General features: G+C 64.4%; 21 protein-coding genes and 1 pseudogene. 17 read left to right on the top strand and 5 right to left on the bottom strand.

The features are described from left to right. The first annotated feature begins 195 nt into the window (after positions 1–195). The 5 genes from ACFQU1_RS25975 to ACFQU1_RS25955 all read left to right on the top strand — a co-directional run bounded on the left by ACFQU1_RS25975 (position 196) and on the right by ACFQU1_RS25955 (position 4,998). On the top strand, positions 196–654 hold the full coding sequence (locus ACFQU1_RS25975; RefSeq protein WP_378138257.1) for a YybH family protein: 459 nt from the start codon (positions 196–198) through the stop codon (positions 652–654). 120 nt (positions 655–774) lie between these two features. Continuing rightward, entirely contained in the window at positions 775–1,923 is a 1,149-nt protein-coding gene (locus ACFQU1_RS25970; RefSeq protein ID WP_378138255.1) for a sialidase family protein, read from the top strand. A gap of 66 nt (positions 1,924–1,989) precedes the next feature. Next, entirely contained in the window at positions 1,990–2,979 is a 990-nt protein-coding gene (locus ACFQU1_RS25965; protein ID WP_378138253.1) for a Bug family tripartite tricarboxylate transporter substrate binding protein, read from the top strand. A gap of 24 nt (positions 2,980–3,003) precedes the next feature. Beyond that, on the top strand, positions 3,004–3,489 hold the full coding sequence (locus ACFQU1_RS25960) for a tripartite tricarboxylate transporter TctB family protein (protein WP_378138251.1): 486 nt from the start codon (positions 3,004–3,006) through the stop codon (positions 3,487–3,489). A gap of 3 nt (positions 3,490–3,492) precedes the next feature. Continuing rightward, the gene (locus ACFQU1_RS25955) at positions 3,493–4,998 is read left to right on the top strand and encodes a tripartite tricarboxylate transporter permease (protein WP_378138249.1); all 1,506 of its coding nucleotides are present in this window, start codon (positions 3,493–3,495) and stop codon (positions 4,996–4,998) included. A gap of 27 nt (positions 4,999–5,025) precedes the next feature. Here the strand turns inward: ACFQU1_RS25955 and ACFQU1_RS25950 are convergent, their stop codons facing one another. Together ACFQU1_RS25950 and ACFQU1_RS25945 are read right to left on the bottom strand one after the other, a co-directional pair. Continuing rightward, positions 5,026–6,531 carry a tripartite tricarboxylate transporter permease gene (locus tag ACFQU1_RS25950; protein ID WP_378138247.1) on the bottom strand — a complete coding sequence of 502 codons (1,506 nt, stop codon included), beginning with the start codon at positions 6,529–6,531 and terminating at the stop codon, positions 5,026–5,028. Between the two features lie 8 nt (positions 6,532–6,539). Next, positions 6,540–6,995 (bottom strand): tripartite tricarboxylate transporter TctB family protein, encoded by a 456-nt coding sequence (locus tag ACFQU1_RS25945; RefSeq protein ID WP_378138245.1) that lies wholly within the window; start codon positions 6,993–6,995, stop codon positions 6,540–6,542. A gap of 260 nt (positions 6,996–7,255) precedes the next feature. Here ACFQU1_RS25945 and ACFQU1_RS25940 point away from each other — a divergent pair, with 260 nt between their 5' ends. Then, positions 7,256–8,236, top strand: a complete 981-nt coding sequence (locus ACFQU1_RS25940) for a Bug family tripartite tricarboxylate transporter substrate binding protein (RefSeq protein WP_378138243.1) — start codon at positions 7,256–7,258, stop codon at positions 8,234–8,236. 48 nt (positions 8,237–8,284) lie between these two features. Here the strand turns inward: ACFQU1_RS25940 and ACFQU1_RS25935 are convergent, their stop codons facing one another. Next, positions 8,285–9,229: a DUF6282 family protein gene (locus tag ACFQU1_RS25935; protein WP_378138241.1), complete on the bottom strand. Its 945-nt coding sequence runs from the start codon at positions 9,227–9,229 to the stop codon at positions 8,285–8,287. A gap of 307 nt (positions 9,230–9,536) precedes the next feature. On the opposite strand from ACFQU1_RS25935, the gene ACFQU1_RS25930 reads away from it, so the two are divergent. From ACFQU1_RS25930 to ACFQU1_RS25900, 7 genes are all read left to right on the top strand, one after another. Beyond that, positions 9,537–10,460: a DUF6282 family protein gene (locus ACFQU1_RS25930; RefSeq protein ID WP_378138240.1), complete on the top strand. Its 924-nt coding sequence runs from the start codon at positions 9,537–9,539 to the stop codon at positions 10,458–10,460. Positions 10,461–10,470: 10 nt separating this feature from the next. Beyond that, positions 10,471–11,382, top strand: coding sequence for a DUF6282 family protein (locus tag ACFQU1_RS25925; RefSeq protein ID WP_378138238.1), 912 nt, complete (start codon positions 10,471–10,473; stop codon positions 11,380–11,382). Between the two features lie 120 nt (positions 11,383–11,502). Further along, positions 11,503–12,255, top strand: coding sequence for an SDR family oxidoreductase (locus tag ACFQU1_RS25920; RefSeq protein ID WP_378138236.1), 753 nt, complete (start codon positions 11,503–11,505; stop codon positions 12,253–12,255). A gap of 174 nt (positions 12,256–12,429) precedes the next feature. After that, positions 12,430–13,482: an extracellular solute-binding protein gene (locus ACFQU1_RS25915; protein ID WP_378138234.1), complete on the top strand. Its 1,053-nt coding sequence runs from the start codon at positions 12,430–12,432 to the stop codon at positions 13,480–13,482. A 28-nt stretch (positions 13,483–13,510) separates the two neighbouring features. Then, on the top strand, positions 13,511–14,383 hold the full coding sequence (locus ACFQU1_RS25910) for an ABC transporter permease (RefSeq protein WP_378138232.1): 873 nt from the start codon (positions 13,511–13,513) through the stop codon (positions 14,381–14,383). Continuing rightward, on the top strand, positions 14,380–15,222 hold the full coding sequence (locus ACFQU1_RS25905) for an ABC transporter permease (protein ID WP_378138230.1): 843 nt from the start codon (positions 14,380–14,382) through the stop codon (positions 15,220–15,222). The genes ACFQU1_RS25910 and ACFQU1_RS25905 overlap by 4 nt, the downstream gene beginning before the upstream one ends. 5 nt (positions 15,223–15,227) lie before the next feature. Continuing rightward, positions 15,228–16,346: an ABC transporter ATP-binding protein gene (locus ACFQU1_RS25900; protein WP_378138228.1), complete on the top strand. Its 1,119-nt coding sequence runs from the start codon at positions 15,228–15,230 to the stop codon at positions 16,344–16,346. A gap of 186 nt (positions 16,347–16,532) precedes the next feature. Here ACFQU1_RS25900 and ACFQU1_RS25895 read toward each other — a convergent pair whose 3' ends face one another. Beyond that, complete coding sequence (locus ACFQU1_RS25895) at positions 16,533–17,186, bottom strand: LysR substrate-binding domain-containing protein (protein WP_378138226.1); 654 nt, start codon at positions 17,184–17,186, stop codon at positions 16,533–16,535. Positions 17,187–17,545: 359 nt separating this feature from the next. Between ACFQU1_RS25895 and ACFQU1_RS25890 the strand changes: the two genes are divergently transcribed. The 4 genes and pseudogenes from ACFQU1_RS25890 to ACFQU1_RS25875 all read left to right on the top strand — a co-directional run bounded on the left by ACFQU1_RS25890 (position 17,546) and on the right by ACFQU1_RS25875 (position 19,925). Beyond that, positions 17,546–17,857, top strand: coding sequence for a hypothetical protein (locus ACFQU1_RS25890; protein ID WP_378138396.1), 312 nt, complete (start codon positions 17,546–17,548; stop codon positions 17,855–17,857). After that, a pseudogene (gene glnQ, locus ACFQU1_RS25885) lies at positions 17,814–17,999 on the top strand (glutamine ABC transporter ATP-binding protein GlnQ); the annotation flags it as partial. The gene ACFQU1_RS25890 and the pseudogene glnQ, both read left to right, overlap by 44 nt. Before the next feature lie 172 nt (positions 18,000–18,171). Beyond that, positions 18,172–18,834 (top strand): GntR family transcriptional regulator, encoded by a 663-nt coding sequence (locus tag ACFQU1_RS25880; protein ID WP_378138224.1) that lies wholly within the window; start codon positions 18,172–18,174, stop codon positions 18,832–18,834. An 11-nt stretch (positions 18,835–18,845) separates the two neighbouring features. Next, complete coding sequence (locus ACFQU1_RS25875; RefSeq protein WP_378138222.1) at positions 18,846–19,925, top strand: NAD/NADP octopine/nopaline dehydrogenase family protein; 1,080 nt, start codon at positions 18,846–18,848, stop codon at positions 19,923–19,925. Positions 19,926–19,928: 3 nt separating this feature from the next. Here the strand turns inward: ACFQU1_RS25875 and ACFQU1_RS25870 are convergent, their stop codons facing one another. Then, positions 19,929–21,431 (bottom strand): ABC transporter substrate-binding protein, encoded by a 1,503-nt coding sequence (locus ACFQU1_RS25870; protein ID WP_378138220.1) that lies wholly within the window; start codon positions 21,429–21,431, stop codon positions 19,929–19,931. Positions 21,432–21,467: the final 36 nt, after the last annotated feature.

The following is a 21,467-nucleotide window of genomic DNA, read 5'->3' as shown; positions in this document are numbered from 1 at the left end:
TCGCCGGTCTGCGCTGCGCGCCAACGCCTTCCGGAGCTATTTCAGACGGCGAAACAGCGTATCGGCACAGCATTCCTGCCGAGGCGCGCCTTTTTCATCCGACGAAACAGGCACAATGGCCGTGCGGAGAAGTCGATGCGGCGCGCTAGCCTCACAGGAGCCCTCACAACCGGGGCGTTATCGATCGAGGAAGCGATGGACTTTCAGGAAATCCTCAAGGCGCGGCAAGAACTCGAAATTCTTCTGATGGACTATTGGCATGATGTGGACACCAATTGGGGGCGCAATGCTGCCGATTACTATACCGACGACGCCGTCTTCGAATCGACCCGTGCCAGCTACCACGGCAAGGCCAAGATCAGGCAGTTCTATCAATACCGGCTCGATCGCGGTCCGCGCGTCGCGGTGCATTCGGTCACCAATTTCCGCGTCGTTCTCGAGAGCCCGACGCGCGCGGTCTGCAACTGGTTTCTCCACCTGTACGCCCAGGACGGCAAGCCGATCCTGCCGACCAATCCCCCCATCCAGATCGCCCACATGACCGACACCTGCGTCAAGCAGCCCGATGGGCGATGGCTCTACGCCTATCGCAAATTCGAGACTTGGTTCGAAGGTGGCGTGCCGACGACCAATCCGAACCTCGACGACAAATGACCCGGATCGGCTGGCGGATGTTTCGCCGGCCGAAAATGCCGGCGGTTGCGCTGGCCTCTTCGCCGCCGGTGAATGTGCTTGATGCGGACGCCTCTTCTTGCAAGCGCGTGAAGGTCAAAGATGCCATTCGACAAGCCCAGGCGCTCCCGCGACGCCGATCACGGCATCGTCTATCGCCGCGAGGACGAATTCTGCGGATGGCCCTTTTATTGCGGCCTGTGGCAATTCCTGAACGGGGAACTTCTCCTCGGTTTCAAGAAGATCCCAAGCAGATATGGGGCCGACGCAGAGATCAGCCACACGCGGCTCACCGTCGGACAAGGGCGGCTGACCACGATCCGCTCCCGTGATGGCGGCCGCTCATGGAATCCGGAGAGCCAGCAGACGGTCTTCGATCTCTCCACCTCGGCGGAAGAGATCGAGCGCACGGGCGGCAGCAACTACGACGACGAGGCGACGGTCGACTTTCTCGACCCCAATGTCATCGTCATGTCGGGCGCCATGCCGGCGCTGCTCAAGGCCGATAGCCGTGCCTGGCTGCGCCTGTCGACCGACGCGGGCCGGACATGGCGGCGCACGATACTCCTGCCGCTCCACGGCCTGACATCGCTGACCGGGCACGGGCCGCCATCGGTGCGCCAGGACGGGGTCGCGCTGCTCGGCCTTTCCACCACCTCCGCGGACGGCTGGACCAATCGACCGCTCGTCTACGGCAGCACCGACGGCCGCCGCTGGAATTTTCTGTCCTTCATCACACCCGCAATCGAGGGCGGCTCGGCGGTGAGCGATCGCAATGAGCTTGCCCTCTTCGGCGCGATCCGCCATTTCTACGCCCGGCCGCTCGCCTTGCGCGACGGGCGCATACTCGCTTCGCTGCGCTTTCAGCGCGACGCGCGCGGTGTCTTCTGGACGGATGTATTCGAGAGCGAGGACGGTGGCCGCACTTGGCATTTCCTGTCGCGCGTCAACGACTGGGGCGCGCCGGGCGACATCGTTGAGATGGCCGACGGGCGCGTCGTCTGCGTCTACGGTTATCGCCTGGCGCCGCCCGGCATCCGCGCCCGGGTCAGCGAGAACGGCGGCCGCACATGGGGCTCGGAGATCATCCTGCGCGACGACGGCGGCAGCTGGGACCTCGGCTATCCGCGCGTTATCGAGGTCGAGCCCGGCCGTCTGCTCACTGTCTATTACATGAACACCAGCGATGATCCGCGGCAGCTCAACGGCGGCGTGCGCCATATCGCGCGCACGCTCTTTTCCGTCGACTGACTCGATGCCCTCCGGCGACGGGCTGCCGGAAGGCCGAACAACAAGCCCGACGAGAGGGAGAAATCCATGATCCGGTTTTTCGCGACCCGGCGCGTGATCGCAATCGCAACGGCCATTGCCTGTATCGGCGGTGTGGCCGCTGGCAGCGCGGCCGCAGCCGACGCTTATCCGAGCCGGCCCATCACCATGATCGTGCCGTTCGGGGCCGGCGGCGGCACCGACGTCATCGCCCGCACCGTCTCGGAGGAGCTCAGCAAGGCGCTCGGTCAGTCCATCGTGGTGGAGGCGCGGCCGGGCGCCAATGGCGCGATCGGCTCGGCTGTGGTCGCCCGCGCGGCGCCCGACGGCTACACCCTCCTGTTCACGGCCCAGTCTACCTATTCGCTCAATCCCAATCTGATGAAGGCGCCGCTCTTCGATCAGATCAAGGATCTCGTGCCGGTCGCCTCCATCGGCCGCAGCCCCTGGCTGATCGTTGTGCCCGCCGACAGTCCCATGAAGTCGGTGGCTGACGTGGCGGCTTATGGCAAGGCCAATCCAGGCAAGCTCGCCTTTCCCTTCTGGCAGAGTAGCGTGCTCGTCACCGGCACGATTTTCGGCCAGCTCGCCGGGATCGAGATGCGCCGCGTGCCCTACAAGGGGCAGGTCGAGGCGACGACCGATTTTCTAGGCGGTCGCCTGCCGCTGATGGTCACCGATATCGCCGGCGGGCGCGCGCCCATCGAGGCGGGCACGATGCGCCTCCTCGGCACCACGACCGCCAACCGCAGCACCACCTTCCCGGATGCACCGACCCTGCGCGAGCAAGGCTTCGATGTCGTGACGGATTCCATGCTCGCCGTCTTTGCGCCGGCCGGCACCCCAAAGCCCATTCTCGACCGGCTCAATGCCGAGATCACCAAGGTCATTCTGACATCCGACAAGGTGCGCGACCGGCTGCGCCAGCTCGGAATCGAGCCGACGGCCATGTCGCAGGCCGAGGCGGACGCTTTCGTGCGCTCCGAACTGACCCGATGGGAAGGCATGATCCGCCGGGCGGGGCTGCAAAAGGAATAGAGTTTTCGAGGAGAGGAGCCGGCCATGGATGCATCGGGAGGGATTCGCCGGCCGCGTCTTCGCGGGCCGCAGGATGTCGCGGCCGGCGCCACGGTCGTGGTGATCGCCGCTGTCCTCCTGCGTGCTTTGTCACACGTGTCGACGAACAGCTACTCCGCCTTCTCGCCAGCCTTATTCCCGAGCGTCTGCACCTATGCGCTTGCCGTCGGCGGGCTCGTGCTCATCGCGCGCGGCTTCGTCAAGGATGGACCGGGACTGGAGCGCTGGCCGCTACGCCCAGCACTTCTCGTGACGCTCGGCGTTGCTGCTTTCGGGCTCGTGACGCCCGTTTTCGGCTATGGCCCGGCTGGCCTCCTCACCATGCTGATCGCCGGCCTCGCAACGCCGGAGGTGCGCTTTGGCGAACTCTTCGCCGTCTCGCTCGGCCTCATCGTCTTCAGCATCGTCCTGTTCAGTTATGTGCTGAAACTGACGATGCCGATCCTCATCCTCCCCGGCCTGAGCCTCTGACCCATGACATCATTGCTCGCCGACCTCGGGCTCGGGTTCTCGATCGCCCTCAGCCTCAACAACGTCCTGCTTTGCCTGCTCGGCTGCCTCATCGGCACATTGATCGGCGTCTTGCCGGGCATTGGGCCCATCGCGACGATCTCGATCCTGCTGCCGTTCACCTTCGGCGTCTCACCGGTCGGCGCCATGATCATGCTCGCCGGCATCTATTACGGCGCGCAATACGGCTCATCGACGACGGCGATCCTCGTGCGCATGCCGGGCGAAGCGAGCTCGATCGTCACCATTATGGACGGCAATGCCATGGCGCGGAAGGGACGCGCGGGGGCGGCGCTGGCGCTCGCCGCGCTCGGCTCTTTTGCAGCTGGATGCGTCGCCACGGTCGTCATCGGCATCTTCGCCCAACCGCTCGGGGAGGTCGCGCTTCATCTCGGGCCGGAAGATTATTTCGCTCTCATTCTGCTCGGCCTTGTCTTCGCCATCGTGCTCGCCGGCGGCTCGCTTCTGAAGGCGATCCTGTCGGTGCTGCTCGGCATCATTCTCGCCTGCGTCGGCACGGATGTGGAAACGGGCGCCCAGCGGCTCACTTTCGGGCTGCCGTCGCTTCTCGAGGGGCTGAACGTATCGATCCTCGCCATGGGCATCTTCGGGATCGGCGAGATCCTGCACAATATCGGGAATTCGGAACGACGCCCGGCGGTGCAGGCCGCACTCGGTCGGCTCTGGCCCAGTCGGGAGGAGTTGCGCCGCTCGGCCGGGCCGGTCGCCCGTGGCACGGTGCTCGGCTCACTGCTCGGCGTCCTGCCGGGCAGCGGCACCCTGCTTGCGCCCTTCGCGTCCTATGTCCTCGAAAAGAAGATCTCTCGAGACCCCGAGCGTTTCGGCCAAGGAGCCCCCGAAGGCGTCGCCGGACCGGAAGCGGCCAACAATGCGGCCGCCCAGACCTGCTTCATTCCGCTCCTGAGCCTCGGGCTGCCACCCAATGCGGTGATGGCCTTGATGCTCGGTGCGCTCACGATCCAGGGCATCGTCCCCGGGCCCCAGGTCTTCACGAAGAACCCCGACCTCTTCTGGGGCATGGTCGCCTCGATGTGGATCGGCAATCTGATGCTGCTCGTCATCAACCTGCCGCTCATCGGCCTCTGGGTGTCCCTCCTGAAGGTGCCCTATCGATTGCTGTTCCCGGCAATCCTGTTGTTCTGCTGCATCGGCCTCTATTCGGTGAACCGGCTGTCGGACGACATCTATTTCATGGCCGGCTTCGGCCTCGTCGGTCTCGCCATGATGAAGCTCGGCTTCGAGGCGGCTCCGCTTCTGCTCGGCTTCGTGCTCGGCGATTCGCTCGAGGCGAATTTCCGCCGCGTGCTGATCCTCGGCAACGGCGATTGGACGAGCTTCGTCGCGAGCCCCGTCGCGGCGGCGCTGCTGCTTGCAGCCCTCGTGATGCTTTCCTTCATGATCTTTCCGAAGATTCGCCGCGGGCGCCAGGAGGTGCTGGCTGAGGAGTAGTAGTCGACCGGACGAAAAGCCGCCCGCTCAACCCTCCTCGGAGAAAATTTCCTGGCGTCGACGGGTGATCGCCGGAAAAGACACCATCACGAGGACGAGCGCGGCCGCGGCCAACAGGCCGGCGCTGATGGGCTGGCGGAGGAACACGCTCGGATCGCCGGCCGAGAACACCATCGCCCGGCGGAAATGCTCCTCCAGCGGGCCGCCCAGCACGAAGCCCATGAGGAACGGCGCGGGCTCGCATTCGAGCCGGTGAAGGGCGTAACCGATGACGCCGAAAAGCGCGAGGATCGCCACGTCGAAGCCGTTGTTGGAGACGGTGAAGACGCCGATGGCCGAGAAGATGACGATGGCCGGCAGAAGGATGCGGTAGGGAATCTTCAGCATCGACACCCAGAGCCCGACCAGCGGCAGGTTCAGGACGATCAGCATGGCATTGCCGATCCACATGGAGGCGATGACGCCCCAGAAAAGGTCGGGCTGATCGCGCACGACATTGGGCCCGGGGGCGATGCCCTGGATCATCAAGGCGCCGATCATCAGCGCCATCAGCGGATGGGAGGGGATGCCGAGCGTCAGCATGGGAATGAAGGAGGTCTGGGCTCCGGCGTTATTGGCCGATTCAGGGCCGGCGACACCCTGGATCGCGCCTTTGCCGAAGCGCTCGGGATGTTTCGAGATCCGCTTTTCCAGGGTGTAGGAGAAGAACGACGAGAGGATCGAGCCGCCGCCCGGCAAAGTTCCGAGCACCGTCCCGATCACCGAACCACGCCCGATCGCCCCCCACGCGTCCTTGATCTCGGCCCAGCGTGGCATGAGGCGGGTGATCGGCGCCGTGCCCAATCCGGAGATCGGCGTCGCTTCGACATTACGCATGGTCTCGGCGAGCCCGAAGATGCCGAGCGCCACGGCGACGATATTGAGGCCGTCGGTCAGATCCATGATGCCGAAGGTGAAGCGGAAGGCGCCTGAGTCGACATCCGTGCCGACCATGCCGAAGAGCATGCCGGTGACGATCATCGCCATGGCCTTGGCCACCGAGCCGTGCGCCAGGGCCGTGGAGGTGACGAGGCCCAGCAGGACGAGCGAAAAATTTTCGGCTGCGCCAAACTGCAGCGCAAGGCCCGTAAGCGGTAAGGCAACCAGCGCGATGACGAAGGTGGCGAAGGTGCCGGCGACGAAGGAGCCGATTGCGGCGACAGCGAGCGCCGTGCCGGCCTTTCCCTGGCGCGCCATCTGATAGCCGTCGATGGCAGTGACCGAGGACGAGACCTCGCCGGGCAAATTCAGCAGGATGGCCGTCGTCGAGCCGCCGTATTGCGAGCCGTAATAGATGCCAGCCAGCATGATCAGGGAGGATGTCGGCGAGAGATAATAGGTCAGCGGCAGCAGCATGGCGACCGTCGCCGTCGGCCCAATGCCAGGCAGAACACCGATGAAGGTGCCGAGAAGAGCGCCCGCGAAGCAGTAGAACAGATTGTCCGGCGAGAGCGCCGTGCCGAAGCCGAGAGCGAGATGGCCGATGAGTTCCATGCCGAACCTCAGCCGCCGAGCCACGGACCGATGATCGCGTAGGGCAGCCGCAACGCGAACACGAATACCGCGATGTTGAAGAACGTGAGCACAACACTGACGATGAGGGCCGAACGGAGCCGCACCTGCGGCGCGGCGCGCGCCGCCATGAAGGTGGCGATGAGGAGCGACGGCGCCATGCCGAGCCCGCGAACGGTGAGGCCGAAGAAGAGCACTGCCCCCACGATGAGTCCGACGCCACGCCAGGCGACCGGCGGGAACGTGACGGCGGGGCCCGCCCGTCCGCTGAGGGCGACGACTGCACCGAGCGCCGTGAGCACGACGCCGAGCACGATCGGGAAATAGCCCGGTCCCATGGCGACGGCTTCGCCGATCGGCAAGGTCGTCCATGCATAGGCGACGAAGGCAAGGCCGACTGCTGCGAAGATCAGCCCGCACGCAAGATCCCTTCGATTGAGCTCCATCCTCCTCCCCATCGGTCGTTCCGGGATACCGCCGCTCATCGGGAGGCTAACGGATCACCTTTCGGCGAGCGATGAGTCTTTTGCACTTGCGGCAGACCGCAGCGGCCGTTTTCGGCCGGCGAAATTGGCGCCCCTCCGGGCTGACACCCCCTTATTTCGGAACACGAAACAGCGCGTGGGGGCGGGATGTTGACGCGGGACCTTCGCGATATGCTGCGACAAGGTCCGCGGAGCCGGACGTGAATACTACGGAGGGACAAATGTCGACCGAATTCACACGCCGCGCCATGCTCGGTGCCGCTTTCGCCGCGGCCGTTGCATTTGTCAGCACAGCCACGGCAGCGGAGACCTGGCCGGCCCGCCCCGTCACCATCGTGGTGCCCTATGGTCCAGGCGCCAGCAATGACACCTTCACCCGGGCGCTCGCCGACAATCTGTCCAAGCGCTTCGGCCAGCCCTTCGTGGTCGAGAACCGGCCCGGCGCGGGCGGGTTCACAGGCGTCAATGCGGTGTCACGCGCCGCCCCCGACGGCTATACCCTGGTCGAGATGCCGAACAGCGTCGTCGGGTTCAAACCGGTGATGAAGGTCGAGCTCGATCCGCTGAAGAACCTGACCCCCATCGGCACCATGGCGAGCTCGCCGACGGCGCTCGTGGTTCCGGCCTCGCTGCCGGTCAAGAGCGTGTCCGAGTTCATCGCCTATGCCAAAGCCCATCCGACCAAGACCTTCTACGGCTATGCGGGTATCGGGACGACGCAGCAGCAGCACATGGAGCTGTTCAACAATCTGACGGGGCTGCGCATCAAGGGGGTCAACTACAAGAGCTCGGCCGACGCTCAGACGGATCTCCTCGCTGGGCGCCTGCAGGCGATGTTCGTGACGGTGGCCAGCACGCTCGGGCAGATCGAAGGCGGCGAACTGAGGCTGCTCGCCTATACCGACGACAATTACCCGCCCGGCGCGCCGAAGGCGCCGACCATGGCGGAGCTCGGGATCAAGGGCATGGAGAAGGCGCAGATCTGGTGGGGCATCTTCGGGCCGCCTGGCATGCCGGCCGAGCTCGTCAAGACTTTGAACGACGCCATCAACGACAGCCTCAAGACCCCCGCCTTCATCGCGCTTCTGGCGAAATCGGGCGCGACGCCGCTGTCGAGCAAGCCGGAGCAGTTTGTCACGCTCATCAAAGGCGAAGCCGCTCTCGTCGACGACTTCGCAAAAATGATCGCGGCGAACAGGTAGAGACCCTGAGCGTGCCGCTGAATGCGGCTCGCCCGGCCGGTGGCGACGTCAGGCGGCCAGGGTCAGCAGAGCCGCGGCATTCGTGCTGATGAGGCGCGTGATATCGGCCTCCGGCATGTCGATGTCGAGGAAAGCCTGGACGATGGCGCGATAGCCATCCACCGGACGCGGTGAGCCGCGCAGGCCGAGATCCGAACACAGCACCACGCGACCGATGCCGACGAGATCGATCAGGCGGCGCAGGTCGCGCGCATCTCCCTTCTGCGCTCGCCCCGGAACGAACATCCCGATCTCGTGCTCCATGAACACGCCGAGGGCGGCGAGGTCGCGCATGTCCTGGTCGGAACAGCCGATCACATAGGTCGGGTGATTGACGAGCATCTTCTTGACGCCACGGGCCTTGGCCTCTGCGAAGAGGAGGTGCTGTTCGCTGACATGGAGATGCCCGCCCGCCAAAATGACGTCGGCCTCGGCGATGAGGTCCAACACCAGCTTCGTCTCATCCGCCAGCCGGCCATTGGCGTCGAGGCAGGTGAGGGGGATCGCATCGAGCATCTTCTCGGCCGTCTTCGGAAAATCCTTCGCGGCGCCGCTCGTCTGATCGACGTGGTTCTTGGCCGCGAGCGTCGGCATCCAGACGATCTTGGCGCCGAGACGCAGCGCGTGATCCACCGCATGCGGATTGATGCCGCCGGACGCATTGTTGAGCGCGATGCCGGAGAACAACTCGACGCCGGTGTCCGGCACGAGCCGTTCGAGCATCGCGGCATGCGCCATGCCCGGGTAGAAGTGATCCTTGTAGACCAGGGCTCGGAACTTGGCTTCGGCGCAATCCATCAGCGCGTCGAAATGGTCGAGGATGCGCGGCATGGCCGCCGGGCCGCTGTGGCAGTGGAGGTCGACTGCGCCCACCAGCAGACGGGCGACATCGTCCGGGCGCGTCAGCGCCGGCTTGGGTGGAACATCGTCATAGAAGATCTTTTGCGGTTTCATGACCTTGGCGCTCGCGGCAAACGGAGCGCAGGCTAGCGCGGTTGGCAGATATGGCTTCGCGCGATATCGCAGGTTTTCGTGGACCGAAATTCGGTCAACGAAGGCCATGAGCGACTGTCTCGCGCCACCCTGAGTGCGGCGGTTTCGGAATATGAAACACACGTGAAATTTGCTGGCGGCGCGTTGAGGCGGAACAAAAGATGGTTGCGCGAGGCCGGGACATCGGCCCGGCAGTCTTCGGCAAGTGCTCGGCTGCTGGCCAGGCGGAGAGGCGTGGCGCTGCCGTCGCGCATGCAGGGAGAGAGCCATGGGCGAACATCTCGAGGCCGGACGCATCGACGACGCGCTGGTCGACCGCCTGCTGCACGGCTCGGTCGATCTGCATTGCCACACCGGCCCGTCGATCATGACGCGCAAGCTCGACCACTTGGAACAGATCGAGCATGCAGAAGCCGCCGGTATGAAGGCCGTACTCTTCAAGGACCATTTCTATTCGAATACCCCGGTGATGGAGCTCATCAGCCGCCATCGTAATCCCCGCTCGAATCTCAGGCTGCTGTCCGGGGTGCCTCTCAACAACGCACTCGGCGGCCTCAATCCGGATGCGGTGGAGCTCGGCCTCAAGATGGGCGCGCGCCTCGTCTGGATGCCGACGCTCTGTGCGGAGAACCATCTGCGCTCGGCCTTCCGCTACAATCTCGCCGGCCGGCTCGACATGATCCCGCCGCACGCCATCTCGGCCGTCGACTCCCGCGGCCGCCTGCGCGAGGAGATTGCGCCGATCCTCGACCTGATCGCCGAGCACGACGCCGTGCTCTGTGGCGGCCATCTGCACATCAGCGAAATGTATCCGCTGTTCGAAGAAGCCAAGCGGCGTGGCGTCCGACGCATGCTGGTCAGCCATCCGACGTTCTGGATCGAGGGCGGGCTCGACGATCTTCGCGATCTCGCCGCCATGGGCGTTTACCTCGAACATTGCGCCTGCCTTTATATCGAGTGCTCGTCGAAAACCTTTACCGCCGAGGATTTGCGGCAATGCATCGAAGCCGGCGGGATCGACCGCACGATCCTGTGTTCCGATCTCGGCCAGCCGACCAATCCGCATCCCGTGGAAGGCTTCCGCGCCGTGATCCGCATGTGCCTGGAGCTCGGCTATGGGGAGAGCGAGATCCGCAAGATGACGTCCGACAATGCCTCGCGCCTGATCGGCCTCGACGGCGAAGCACCATGAGGCACGGCCGATGCTGACGAGACCGGACATTGAACGCGGCGCCGTGGTGGATGGCCTGCTGCGCGGCGCGGTCGATCTCGATTGCCAGAGCGGGCCATCGCCGGTCCGTCGCGCCTTCGACCATGTGGAGGCGGCGCGCGCGGCCGAGACGGCCGGCCTGCGGGCCATCGTCTACAAGGATCATTGGTACTCGGTGACGCCGGTTGCCGCCTTTCTGGCGGCCAGCTGGTTCAGGGAATCGCGGCTCAAGCTCATATCGGGCGTGGTGCTCAACACGCCCGTCGGCGGGCTCAACCCCTATGCGGCCGAACATGCGCTGATGCTCGGCGGCCGCGTGGTGTGGATGCCGACCCTCTCCGCGACCAACCATGTCCGTCAAAACCATCGCGATCTGAGACGCGCCGCCGCCGCGCTATCGGAGGCGCTGAACGTGCTCACACCGCGGTGGGTCGTGAAGGACGAAGTGAAGGAAATACTCGATCAGGTCGCGAAATACGACGCGGTGCTCGCGGCTGGGCATCTGGATATCAGCGAGGTCTTGCCGCTCTTCGAGGAAGCGCGCCGCCGCGGCGTCCGGCGTCTGCTCGTCAGCCACCCCCACCGCTATGTCGAGGCGCTTCCCGACGAGCTGCGTGCCCTGGCCGCGATGGGCGCCTATATCGCGTTCGGACCTTGCGACGACGGGACCGGCGCCTTCGACGCCGGCATGCTGAAGGAAGGCGTCGCGCAAGCGGGGCTCGGGCAGAGCATCCTCGGCTTCGGCACTCTTCCGCCCGGCGCCACGGACCGGGTCGCCGCCGGCCGCGCCGCGATCGAACCCGCGCTCGGCGTCGGCTTCACGCCTGATGAGGTGCGCACGATGATTGCGATCAATCCTTGCCGATTGCTCGGATTGGATAGCACGGCGACCGAAACGTCCTGACGACGACTGCTTTGTCGAGTGAAATAGGATCGCGCCTCCGCTGGCACGCCTGGTCGAGGTCGGCTTCGGACGGGCACGACCTTCAGCCAGCCCGCCACAGCCGCAGGGAGAGGTGAACGTATGTCGGAGGTTGTGATCGTCACAGGAGCCAGCACCGGGATAGGCGCGGCGACGGCGCGGATGCTCGGGCGCAATGGAGCACGTGTCGTCGTCAATTATCGGCATTCGGCGGCGGAGGCGAGGGCGGTTGTGGCCGATATTGACGCAGTAGGCGGCAAGGGCATCGCCGTCGCTGCCGACATGGGCGTCGAAGACGATATCGTACAGCTCTTTGAGACAGCAGATCAAATGTTCGGTCCGCCGACGGGCCTCGTCAACAACGCCGGCATCAATACGCCAAGCTTGCGGAGCATAGAAGATTACACGTTTAAGGAAACCATGGATCTTCTCGCGGTGAATACAGCGGGACTGCTCATATGCTGCCGCGAGGCGGTGAAACGCATGTCGGCAAAGCACGGTGGCAAGGGCGGCAGCATCGTCAATGTCTCGTCAATCGGCGCCCTGACGGGCTCGCCGGGGCGGTTCATCCATTACGCGGGCTCAAAGGGCGCCGTCGATACGATGACCTTGGGGCTTGCGGCCGAGGTCGCGCGAGACGGCATCCGCATCAACGCTGTCCGGCCGGGTCTCATCGATACGCCTATTCACGCCAAGTCGGGGCAGGGAGATCGCGTTGCGGATTTCGCGGAGAAGACCGTGCTCGGCCGGGCCGGCCAACCCGAGGAAGTGGCCGAGGCGATCGTCTGGCTGCTTTCGGAGAAAGCCTCCTTCGTGACCGGCGCGATCTTGAATGTGATGGGCGCGCAGCGGTGAACACCCATTCCAATTTCGGCTTCCGAAACAAGTGCGCGACGTCCGTCGGAAGGCGAGGAGAGGGGCTAACCTCCCGCCACGGTGAGGCAGTTCTAGAGAAGATGAGCGCCGCCGGGCAGCCACGCTGAAAGCGCGAGCGCGGCGGCTCGTAACAAACGGGAGGACGGAATGCCGATGCCACGGAAGTCAGTGTCGCCGCGCCGCTTCGCGGCAGCGACGGTGATCCTCGCCCTTCTGACCACGAGCGGCGCGTACGGGCAGTCGCCGCTCCGCCTGACCTATGTGTCCTACGGTGGGACCGGTCAGGGCGCGCAGATCAAGGCCTGGCAGGAGCCTTACACGGCCGCCAAGCCGCATATCTCCTTTACCAACACATCACCGCCCGATCCCGCACAAGTCAAAGCGCAGGTGCTGGCCAAGACCATTCAGTGGAACATCGTGACCACGGCTCCCTTCCTCGCCACGCAGAATTGCGGAACACTCTACGAGAAGCTGAAAATTCCGGGACTCGACAACTCTCGATTTCCGCCGAACGCTATCGGCGACTGCTACGTCGCGGATTTTCGCTACTCACTCGTCTTCAGCTATAGTGCCGACAAATGGCCGGACCCGGCGAACGCCCCGAAGACGCTCGCCGATTTCTTCGACACCAAAAAATTCCCCGGCAAGCGCGGCGTCGTGAAGAACGTGCAGGACGGCCTGCTCGAGCAGGCACTTCTCGCCGACGGCGTAAAGCCCGAGGACATCTATCCGCTAGACGTCGAGCGCGCTCTCAAGAAGTGGTCGACCATCAAGGCGGACACCATTTGGGCCGCCAATCCCGGCGCTTTGCTGCAGCTCATCACGTCCAAGCAGGTCGATATGCAGTTGCTGGTTCAGGCCCGCTCCCAGGCGGCGCTCGATGCCGGCGCCAACATGGTTCCCGTGTGGGATATGACGGTGACGAGCATCGATGGCCTGGCCGTTCCGAAGGGGTCGCCTCACCTGGCCGAAATCGAGACGTTTCTGAGCTTCGTGATGCAGCCCGAGCAGCAGGCGCGCATGGCGACGCTTGGTGGAGTCGGGCCCTCGAACCTGAAATCCGTGCCCACCTATTCGAAGAACGGCAACAAAGTGAACGCCTTCGGGCCCGCCAATACCGGCAAGACTTTTCAGGTCGATCCAGGCTGGTGGAGCCAGAACTTCAACCAGACGGTGGCGCGCTTCACCGCTTGGCTGATCGAATGAGGGCCGGTTGAAGAGATCAGGTGAAGACGTGAGGACTTCGCGATCGCCGGTGAGCCTCGATACGGGCTGGCTGCTGCTCCTGCCAGCGCTGGCGCTGCTGATGGGCGTTCTGTTCGTTCCGCTATTTCAGAGCTTCTGGCGGAGCATCAGCGAGCCGACATGGACGACAGCCAATTACGCCACCCTGTTTACGGATGGGGTGACCATGAAGATCCTCGGGCGCACCGCCGTGTCCGCCGCGATCGTCACCGTCGTCGCGTTCGCCCTCGGCTACCCTTACGCCTATCTGATGACGCGCGTCGGACCGGTAGCGCGCAGCGTGCTGATGACCATCGTCCTCATCCCCTTCTGGACGTCGGCGCTCGCACGCAATTTCGGCTGGCTGGTGTTGATCTATAAGGGCGGCCCGATCGAGCAGCTTCTGTCTCTGATCGGCCTCGGCCATGTCGTGCTCTATGGCACGGTCGCCGGCGTTACGCTGGCGATGAGCCAGGTGATGCTGCCCTTTATGGTGTTGCCCTTGTTCAGCGCGCTCGGTGGCATCGACCGCCGCCTTTTGCTGGCGGCCCGCGGCCTCGGCTCGCCGCCGATCGTCGCGTTCTGGAAGATCTATTGGCCGCTGTCGCGCGCCGGCGCCGTCTCCGGCATGATTCTCGTCTTCACGCTCAGCCTCGGCTTCTACGTCACGCCCGCCTTGCTCGGCTCACCGCAGCAATCGCTCATCGCGCAGCTGCTCGGCACCCGCACGACAGAGCTCTTGGACTTCGCGGGCGCCGGCGCGCTCGGCACGCTCGTGCTCGTCGTCACGCTGCTCCTAGTCGCCTGGGCTAATCGTGTCGGCGGCGGCATCAACGCGGTGGGCGCCGTTGCCGTGGGGCGGGCGGAGGCCAAGCACGCATGAGGCCGCTCGACGCATCGCAGCTTCAGAGGCTGCGCCGCCGGCGCCGCATCCGCGCAGGAGAGCCGATTGCGCTATGGCTGCGGGTGGCCGGCTTGGCCGTCGCGCTCTATCTCGTTCTGCCGACGCTGTTCGTCATTCCGATGAGCTGGGGCGAGGCGACCACCTTCGTCTTTCCGCCGCGAGGCTTCACCTTTCGGCTCTATGAGAACTTCTTCACCGATCCGCGCTGGATCGGCTCGCTCGGCCATTCCATCCTGGTCGCCACGCTCGCTTCGGCGCTCGCGACCGTGGTGGGTACCGCGGCGGCGCTCGGCCTCAACCGGCTGCGCGGCAAGGTCGTCGGCTATCTCCGTGCGATCCTTATGGTGCCGATCGTGACCCCCTCGATCGTCATTGCCACATCGATCTATATCTCCTTCTTGATGTGGGGCCTGGTCGGCACCTTGACCGGCTATGTGCTGGCCCATGCGGCCATCGCGACACCCTTCGTCATCGTATCCGTGACGAGCGCGCTCGGCACGTTCGATCCGCGCTTGTTGCGCGCCGCTGCCTCGCTGGGGGCATCGCCGCTTCGCGCTTTCACGACGGTGACCTTGCCGCTCATCAGCCGCGGCGTGGCGACCGGCGCGGTTCTCGCTTTCGTCACCTCCTTTGACGAGGTCGTCATCGCGCTCTTCATTCGAGCGCCCGATTTCCAAACCTTGCCGGTGCAGATGTACAACAGCGTGACGGTGGAGATCGATCCGACCGTCGCCGCGTCGTCGAGCCTGATCGTCACGACGGTCAGCATCGTCCTGCTGGTCGGGATGGTGGTTGGTTTTACCCGGAGGCGCAGCTAGAAACCATGAAGCACACGACTGTAAAACGGGGCACGCAGATCAGACTGGAGGGCGTTACCAAGGATTACGGCCTCGCGGCGCCCGCCGTGGATACTATTTCCCTGACCATTGAGCCTGGTGAATTCATCACGCTGCTCGGCCCGTCGGGTTCCGGCAAGACCACGACCCTCAATCTGATTGCGGGCTTCGAGACACTGACGGACGGTGCGATCTTCATCGACTCCCAGGAGGTCGGCCGCCTGCCGCCGCATAAGCGCCATCTCGGCATGTTGTTTCAGAACTATGCGCTGTTCCCGCATATGACAGTGGCGCGCAACATTGCATATCCGTTGCGCGAACGCCGGATGCCTAAGGACGAGATCGCCAGGCGCGTGCAGGACGTGCTCGAACTGGTGCAACTGCGCGGTCGCGATGATGCTTACCCCGCGCAATTGTCGGGTGGGCAGCAGCAGCGGGTGGCCCTGGCGCGGGCGATCGTCTTCGAGCCGCGCGCCCTTCTGCTCGACGAACCGCTGAGCGCGCTCGACCGAAGGCTCCGCGCGAACCTGCAGGTGGAGCTCCGGCGCATTCATCGCGAAGTCGGCGCGACCTTCATCTTTGTGACCCACGATCAGGAAGAGGCGATGAGCCTCTCGGACCGCATCGCCTTGTTCAACGAAGGCCGGATCGAGCAGGTCGGCACGCCGGAAGATCTCTATGCAAAGCCGGAGACGCTGTTCGCCGCGCGCTTCCTCGGCGAGTCCAATGTCTTCCATCTCGATGATACGCCCGCCAGCGGCTTCACAACCTGGGAAGAGGAGCGCTGGACAATCGACGGTGACACGACCGCCGTAAGTGCCCAGGGCGCGAGCAGGACGGCGCTTGTGGTGCGGCCGGAGGCCGTCTCGCTGAACCCGACCCGCGCCGACGTGCCGGCCGACGCCAATGCGGTATGTGCCAAAGTACGTGACGTGGACTATGCGGGCTCCTACCGGACGCTTATCCTCGGGCTCGGCAACGCCGATATAGAGGGCCGCGCGCGACTTCCTGCATCAGTGTCAGCCTTTTCACCCGGTGACGAGGTGACGATGTGGTGGCGACCCGGTGCCCAGCGGATCGTGTCAAAGCGTGAAGGCGAGCGGTAGTTACAGAGGATCGATCTGTGGGGGAGGGGGCGAAACGGCATCTCTCTACACGCAAAGCTCTTCCCCACCGGGGCTCGCGGTACCGTCATCGCCCGTTTCCGAGCGCCACGCGCTTACTGCATCGGCATCGGCTGATCCGTCCGCATCATGTGTGGCTCCGGTGATCCCTGATCCGGCGCTCGCTGCCTAGGCCGCCCGGTCTTGGCGGTAGCCTTCTCTCAGATGCGAGAGCAGGTCTCTGGTCAACGCCGGCAATGCCTCGTCGGGTCGATAGCAGATCGACAGCCGTCGGGTTGCCCAAGCGTCCTGCAGACGGACGGACGCGAGGGGCATGGTTCTGCGGCATCGGCGGGCGGCCCGCTCTGGGACGATTCCGATGCCAGCACCTTGCGCAACCATCGTGCAGATCCCCTCGAAGGTGCGGACACGCGCGCGGAAGCTCAGCTTCCTCCCGGCCTGTGCGGCATGGCCGTTGATGTGATCCTGGAGCGCGCCTTTCGCCAGCCCCACGAATTGTTCGTCGAGGATCTGCGCAAAGGACACCTGTCTTTCCGAAGCGAGCGGATGGCTGCGTGGCACCACAAGCACGAGGGTGTCGACGCTTCGACTTTTCGCCGCTGGTTCCTGATTGGGCTGCTGCTTCTCGGCGCCGAGATGCTCGCCAAACCGGTCTTTCATTAATCGCGGGCGATGCAGAGCCATGCCTGGCGCGGACAGTGCCTCACTAGCCTTTTGCTTCGCTCGTGCTTCAAGCTTCCCGCCGGGCCATCGCGACGGCTCAAGCGCCGCTTCCTGGATTCCGGAAACCAGACCGGAAGACGCCTCAACCGAAATTGCCATGGCCCATCACAGCTTAACTCATTCCATGAATCGAACCGACCAATCCGCATCGTCGGCGCACCGCCAAGCAAAGCCACAGTACCACTGGTATCGTATGTTCATACGATGACACCCAATCGAAAGCTGCGCATAGATTGCTCTCGGAAGATTGAACGAGTTAAGCGAAATCCGGAAGAGAGCGCTCGTACCGTTCAAGTTTCCTGAAGAATGCGCCAACGAGGGCTTCGGTCTCATCCCGCACGCCGCCGGCCTGTGACGAACTTCAGAGACCACGAGCACCTGTTGCCGCATTTCTCGTGCGTTCGGCTGCACCGATGCTGCCAAAACGGTGTTGTTCGAATCTCTCAGGAGGCAATTTGATGGACGAAAAGACAATCGAGTTTAGACGACGAATGAATGACGCCAAGGCGCCCGACCGCGTCAAGATCGAACTTGAGCATGCGAGAGATCTTGGGCTTTCATTGTCGCCGGAGCATCTGGTCTACAGCGCCCGACCGAGGCAAGCCACTACGAAGATTGAGAGCGATCTCCGTTCTACTCAGATCGACGTGGAAAACTGGGGTGGCGTCGATCTGGACTACCGGGTTGCAGACAAGACATTTCTTGCAGGTCTTGGTGTCGAGGGGCGGCCTCGCCGAGGACGGCATGACGATGATCGTCGTCACTCATGAGATGGGTTTTGCGCGCCGCGTGGCCGATCGCGTCGTCCTCATGGACGGCGGCGAAATCGTCGAGAGCGCCTCACCCGACATCTTTTTCTCGCGACCTGCCAACGATCGCACGCAGGCCTTCCTCGGCCAGATCCAACCTTAGTCAAGGCGCCAGTCCGCTGCCTCCGCCGACCGTTTTTAGATTGCTTTGGCGCCAATCTCGGTATCGTGCTTGGCGCCAACACTGAACGCTGCTATCGTGATGTGATCGGGAATGTCATCCGTACGGCCATCCCGAGCTTCGAATCCGGCAAAACGGCAACCAGCTATACGGCATGAACGAGCTCACCGACAACGAAACGCCCGTCACGCAGTACCGGACGCGAGATCTCGCGGCGCGGATCGAGCGTGACATCGTCTCGGGCCGGTTGAGTGGCGGCGCGTGGCTCAAGCAGATCGACCTCGAAGAGAAATACGGCTCGACCCGCCTCGACATTCGCCAGGCACTGGAGCGCCTCGCCGAGCGCGGCATGGTCGAGCTCGTCGCCCGTCGCGGTTATCGCGTCCTGGAAGTCGATGCGACGCGACTGCGCCACATCCTGAAGATCCGCGCGATACTCGAGGTCGCCGCTGCCGAGGAGGTGATGGATCGCATCGACGAGGCGGGATTTGCGCGGCTCGAAGAGCTCGCCACTGCTTTCGAGAAGGCGGTCAAAGCTGGCACGGTGGTGGAACAAGAGGAAACCAACCGCGCGTTCCACGCGGAGATGCTGAAATACTGTGAGAATCGCGAGCTGGTGCAAATGATCTTCGATCTGCGCAGCCGCATCCCGGTTGCCATCACCCGCGAGCGCAACACCGCTACACTGATGGCCCAGGCGGCGCAGGACCATTTCACGATCATCGCTCTCCTGCGCGCCGGCGATCTGGCTAGCCTCAAGACGCTGCTGCGCCGCCACGTGACGGCGAGTTTCAACGAGCCCGTCACAGCGGGCTGAGCGGAGTGTCCATGCGCATCGCCATTATCGGGGCCGGCGGCATCGGCCGCGGCTATGCCGTCCTCCTCGCACGTGAGGGGCACGCGCCGGTCTTCTGGTCACCCACCGGGGCGGCGGAGGCCGATTTCGCCGGGGGCAAGCCGCTGACCGCGACCGGCATTCTGCCCGGCGAGCTCTCGGTGCCGGTCGCCGCCTCCTCAGCCGAGGCGATCGACGGCGCCGAGGTGGTGATCATTGCCGTCACGGCCAACGGCTTTCGCAGGGTGATGGAGGCCATCGCCCCGCAGCTCGCCGCCGGCCAGACCGTCATCGTCAGTGCCCACTGCTCCTTCGCAGCGCTCTATCTCGCTAAGCTTTTGGCGGAGCGCGGCCTCGAACTGCCGATCGTCGCCTGGTCGACGACGGCGGTGACGGCGCGCAAGTCCGGACCGACCGGCGTCCACATTTCGGGTGTTCGCAGCCAGGTCGATATCGCGGCCGTGCCCAAACGGCTGGAGACCGAAGGGCTCGCGGCCTGCCGCGCGCTCTTCGGCGACCGCTTCGCGCTGCGCGACGACGTCCTCGCGATCATGCTGAGCAATCTCAATCCGCCGGCCCATATGGCGAACATGCTCGGCAATCTGACGCGGGCCGAAAAGGGCGAGGATTGGCCGAACTACGGCAGCATCACGCCGGCGGTCGGGCGGATCGTTGAGGCGATGGACCGCGAGCGCCTCGCGCTCGCCGCCGCTTTCGGCCTCACCGTGCGCACGGTGCAGGACCATTACGCGCTGTCCTTCGGCGTCGAGCCCGGTCCGGTCAGCGACATGGCGCAGGCGGTCTATCGCAAACGGCCCGAGCTTCTCGGCCCGAAGAGCCTCGACACGCGCTTCATCACCGAGGACGTGCCGTTCGGGCTGCTACCGCTGGAACGGCTCGGTGCTATCGCCGGCGTGCCGATGCCGCTGCATCAGGCGGGTATCGAACTCTTTTCCGCCATCTCGGCGCGCGGTTTCCGCGCCGAGAACGACCTGCTGCCGCTGCTCGACCTCGACGGTCTGAGCGCCGTCGAGGTCCATCGCCTGGCGCGGGAGGGATGGGCCGGCTGCTAACAATTACGGGGCCGGCGTGATGTCGAACGCGCGCACCCAGTCGTCGCCTCGCGCCGCCCATGTCACGCGCTTCGCGCTGCCGTAGGTCGTCGGCTGCACGTAGAGGAAGATGACGGGCGCTTCCTCGCACATGAGCGCCGTCGCCTGCTTGTAGAACTCTTGGCGCGCCGCGGGATCCGTCGTCGAGCGGCCCTTCTGGAGAAGCTCGCCGAAGGCTGCATTCTCCCAATAGGCGTAAGTGTTGCCGGGTGCGAACAAGGTGAGCAGACCGTCGGCATCGATCGTCGGCCAGGCTTGCGCAAGCAAGGAAGCGGGCGCGAGCTCCTTCGTCTTCAGATATTTGTTCATATAAGTGCCGAAATCCATCTCGTGGATCTTGACCGTGAGGCCGACGGCCGAGAGCTGGTCGGCGACGGCCTGCGCCACCTCGTCGCCCTGCAGATAGGTGGCGGTCGGCACGTCGAGATCGATGGGCTTGCCGAGATCGGCGCCGGACTGCTTCAGCAGGGCCTGTGCTTTGTCGGGATCGAAGGGATAGGGCTTCAGGTCCGGGTTGTAGCCGAAATAGGACGGCGACAGCACCTGGCAGGTCGAGACCTGCGCCTTCCCGCCGAAGATCGCCTGCGCGATCGCCTCTTTCTCGACGGCATAATTCAGCGCTTGCCGGACGAGCTTGTTGTCGAAGGGCGGCTTCAGGGTATTGAACTTGATGAAGACCGACCGCGTGCTCGGCACGGTGCCGACCTTCAGCGCGGGATTCTGGGCGAGTCGGTTGACTTCGCTGACCGGGATGCCGGTGACGAGATCGACCTCGCCGGCTGCGAGCGCCGCCGAACGGCCGGCGCTTTCAGGGATGATGCGGAAGACGACAGTATCGAAGGCGGGCTTCTCACCATACCACTTGGGATTAGCCTTGAGCGTGATGTGATCGCCGGGGACGTTCTCCACCATCGTGTAGCGTCCGCCGGAGAGCGTCTCGGTCGCCGGGTTGTGCGTCGCCGCCCATTTCGGCGGCAACAGCAGGAACATGGAGAGCTGGTCGGCGAGAGCGGGGTAGGGCGCCGAGGTCTCGACGGTGAGCTCCGTCGGGCTGACCACGGTGACGCTCTTCACGAGATCGAACCAGGCCTTGATGCGGGCGTTCACTTTCGGGTCGCGTACGCGGTCAAGGTTCCATTTGACCGTTTCCGCATCGATCTTCTCGCCGTTGGCGAAGACCGCCTTGTCGGTCAGCTTGAAGCGCCAGTGGTGGTCGTCCACCCGCGACCATTCGGTCGCGATGCCCGGATTGAGCTTCATGTCCGGACCACGCATCACGAGCGCCGGATAGATGTGGCACAGAACGCTCAGATCCGACCCGACGGAGGCCGTCATATGCGGATCGAGCGTGTTCACATTGACATTAAGCGCGATCGTCACCTGGTCGGCTGCCTGCGCAGCCGCCGGTGTGATGAGGGAGGCCGCCGAGACCACGGCGGCGCCGAGAAGAGAAAGCCAACGCGACATTGCAAAGCCCTCTGGTTTGATGGTTTTGGCTATCCG

Origin of the sequence: Chelatococcus sp. GCM10030263 (assembly GCF_042666455.1) — a bacterium.
GTDB lineage: Bacteria > Pseudomonadota > Alphaproteobacteria > Rhizobiales > Beijerinckiaceae > Chelatococcus.
The sequence above is the reverse complement of the archived record's forward strand: the minus strand, read 5'-3'. Positions and strand labels throughout refer to the sequence as shown.

Bases quoted from the DNA above. Each gene is read 5' to 3' on its own strand.
- ACFQU1_RS25975 (WP_378138257.1), top strand. From the start codon at position 196: ATGGACTTTCAGGAAATCCTCAAGGCGCGGCAAGAACTCGAAATTCTT.
- ACFQU1_RS25970 (WP_378138255.1), top strand. From the start codon at position 775: ATGCCATTCGACAAGCCCAGGCGCTCCCGCGACGCCGATCACGGCATC.
- ACFQU1_RS25965 (WP_378138253.1), top strand. From the start codon at position 1,990: ATGATCCGGTTTTTCGCGACCCGGCGCGTGATCGCAATCGCAACGGCC.
- ACFQU1_RS25960 (WP_378138251.1), top strand. From the start codon at position 3,004: ATGGATGCATCGGGAGGGATTCGCCGGCCGCGTCTTCGCGGGCCGCAG.
- ACFQU1_RS25955 (WP_378138249.1), top strand. From the start codon at position 3,493: ATGACATCATTGCTCGCCGACCTCGGGCTCGGGTTCTCGATCGCCCTC.
- ACFQU1_RS25950 (WP_378138247.1), bottom strand. From the start codon at position 6,531: ATGGAACTCATCGGCCATCTCGCTCTCGGCTTCGGCACGGCGCTCTCG.
- ACFQU1_RS25945 (WP_378138245.1), bottom strand. From the start codon at position 6,995: ATGGAGCTCAATCGAAGGGATCTTGCGTGCGGGCTGATCTTCGCAGCA.
- ACFQU1_RS25940 (WP_378138243.1), top strand. From the start codon at position 7,256: ATGTCGACCGAATTCACACGCCGCGCCATGCTCGGTGCCGCTTTCGCC.
- ACFQU1_RS25935 (WP_378138241.1), bottom strand. From the start codon at position 9,229: ATGAAACCGCAAAAGATCTTCTATGACGATGTTCCACCCAAGCCGGCG.
- ACFQU1_RS25930 (WP_378138240.1), top strand. From the start codon at position 9,537: ATGGGCGAACATCTCGAGGCCGGACGCATCGACGACGCGCTGGTCGAC.
- ACFQU1_RS25925 (WP_378138238.1), top strand. From the start codon at position 10,471: ATGCTGACGAGACCGGACATTGAACGCGGCGCCGTGGTGGATGGCCTG.
- ACFQU1_RS25920 (WP_378138236.1), top strand. From the start codon at position 11,503: ATGTCGGAGGTTGTGATCGTCACAGGAGCCAGCACCGGGATAGGCGCG.
- ACFQU1_RS25915 (WP_378138234.1), top strand. From the start codon at position 12,430: ATGCCACGGAAGTCAGTGTCGCCGCGCCGCTTCGCGGCAGCGACGGTG.
- ACFQU1_RS25905 (WP_378138230.1), top strand. From the start codon at position 14,380: ATGAGGCCGCTCGACGCATCGCAGCTTCAGAGGCTGCGCCGCCGGCGC.
- ACFQU1_RS25900 (WP_378138228.1), top strand. From the start codon at position 15,228: ATGAAGCACACGACTGTAAAACGGGGCACGCAGATCAGACTGGAGGGC.
- ACFQU1_RS25895 (WP_378138226.1), bottom strand. From the start codon at position 17,186: ATGGCAATTTCGGTTGAGGCGTCTTCCGGTCTGGTTTCCGGAATCCAG.
- ACFQU1_RS25890 (WP_378138396.1), top strand. From the start codon at position 17,546: ATGGACGAAAAGACAATCGAGTTTAGACGACGAATGAATGACGCCAAG.
- ACFQU1_RS25880 (WP_378138224.1), top strand. From the start codon at position 18,172: ATGAACGAGCTCACCGACAACGAAACGCCCGTCACGCAGTACCGGACG.
- ACFQU1_RS25875 (WP_378138222.1), top strand. From the start codon at position 18,846: ATGCGCATCGCCATTATCGGGGCCGGCGGCATCGGCCGCGGCTATGCC.
- ACFQU1_RS25870 (WP_378138220.1), bottom strand. From the start codon at position 21,431: ATGTCGCGTTGGCTTTCTCTTCTCGGCGCCGCCGTGGTCTCGGCGGCC.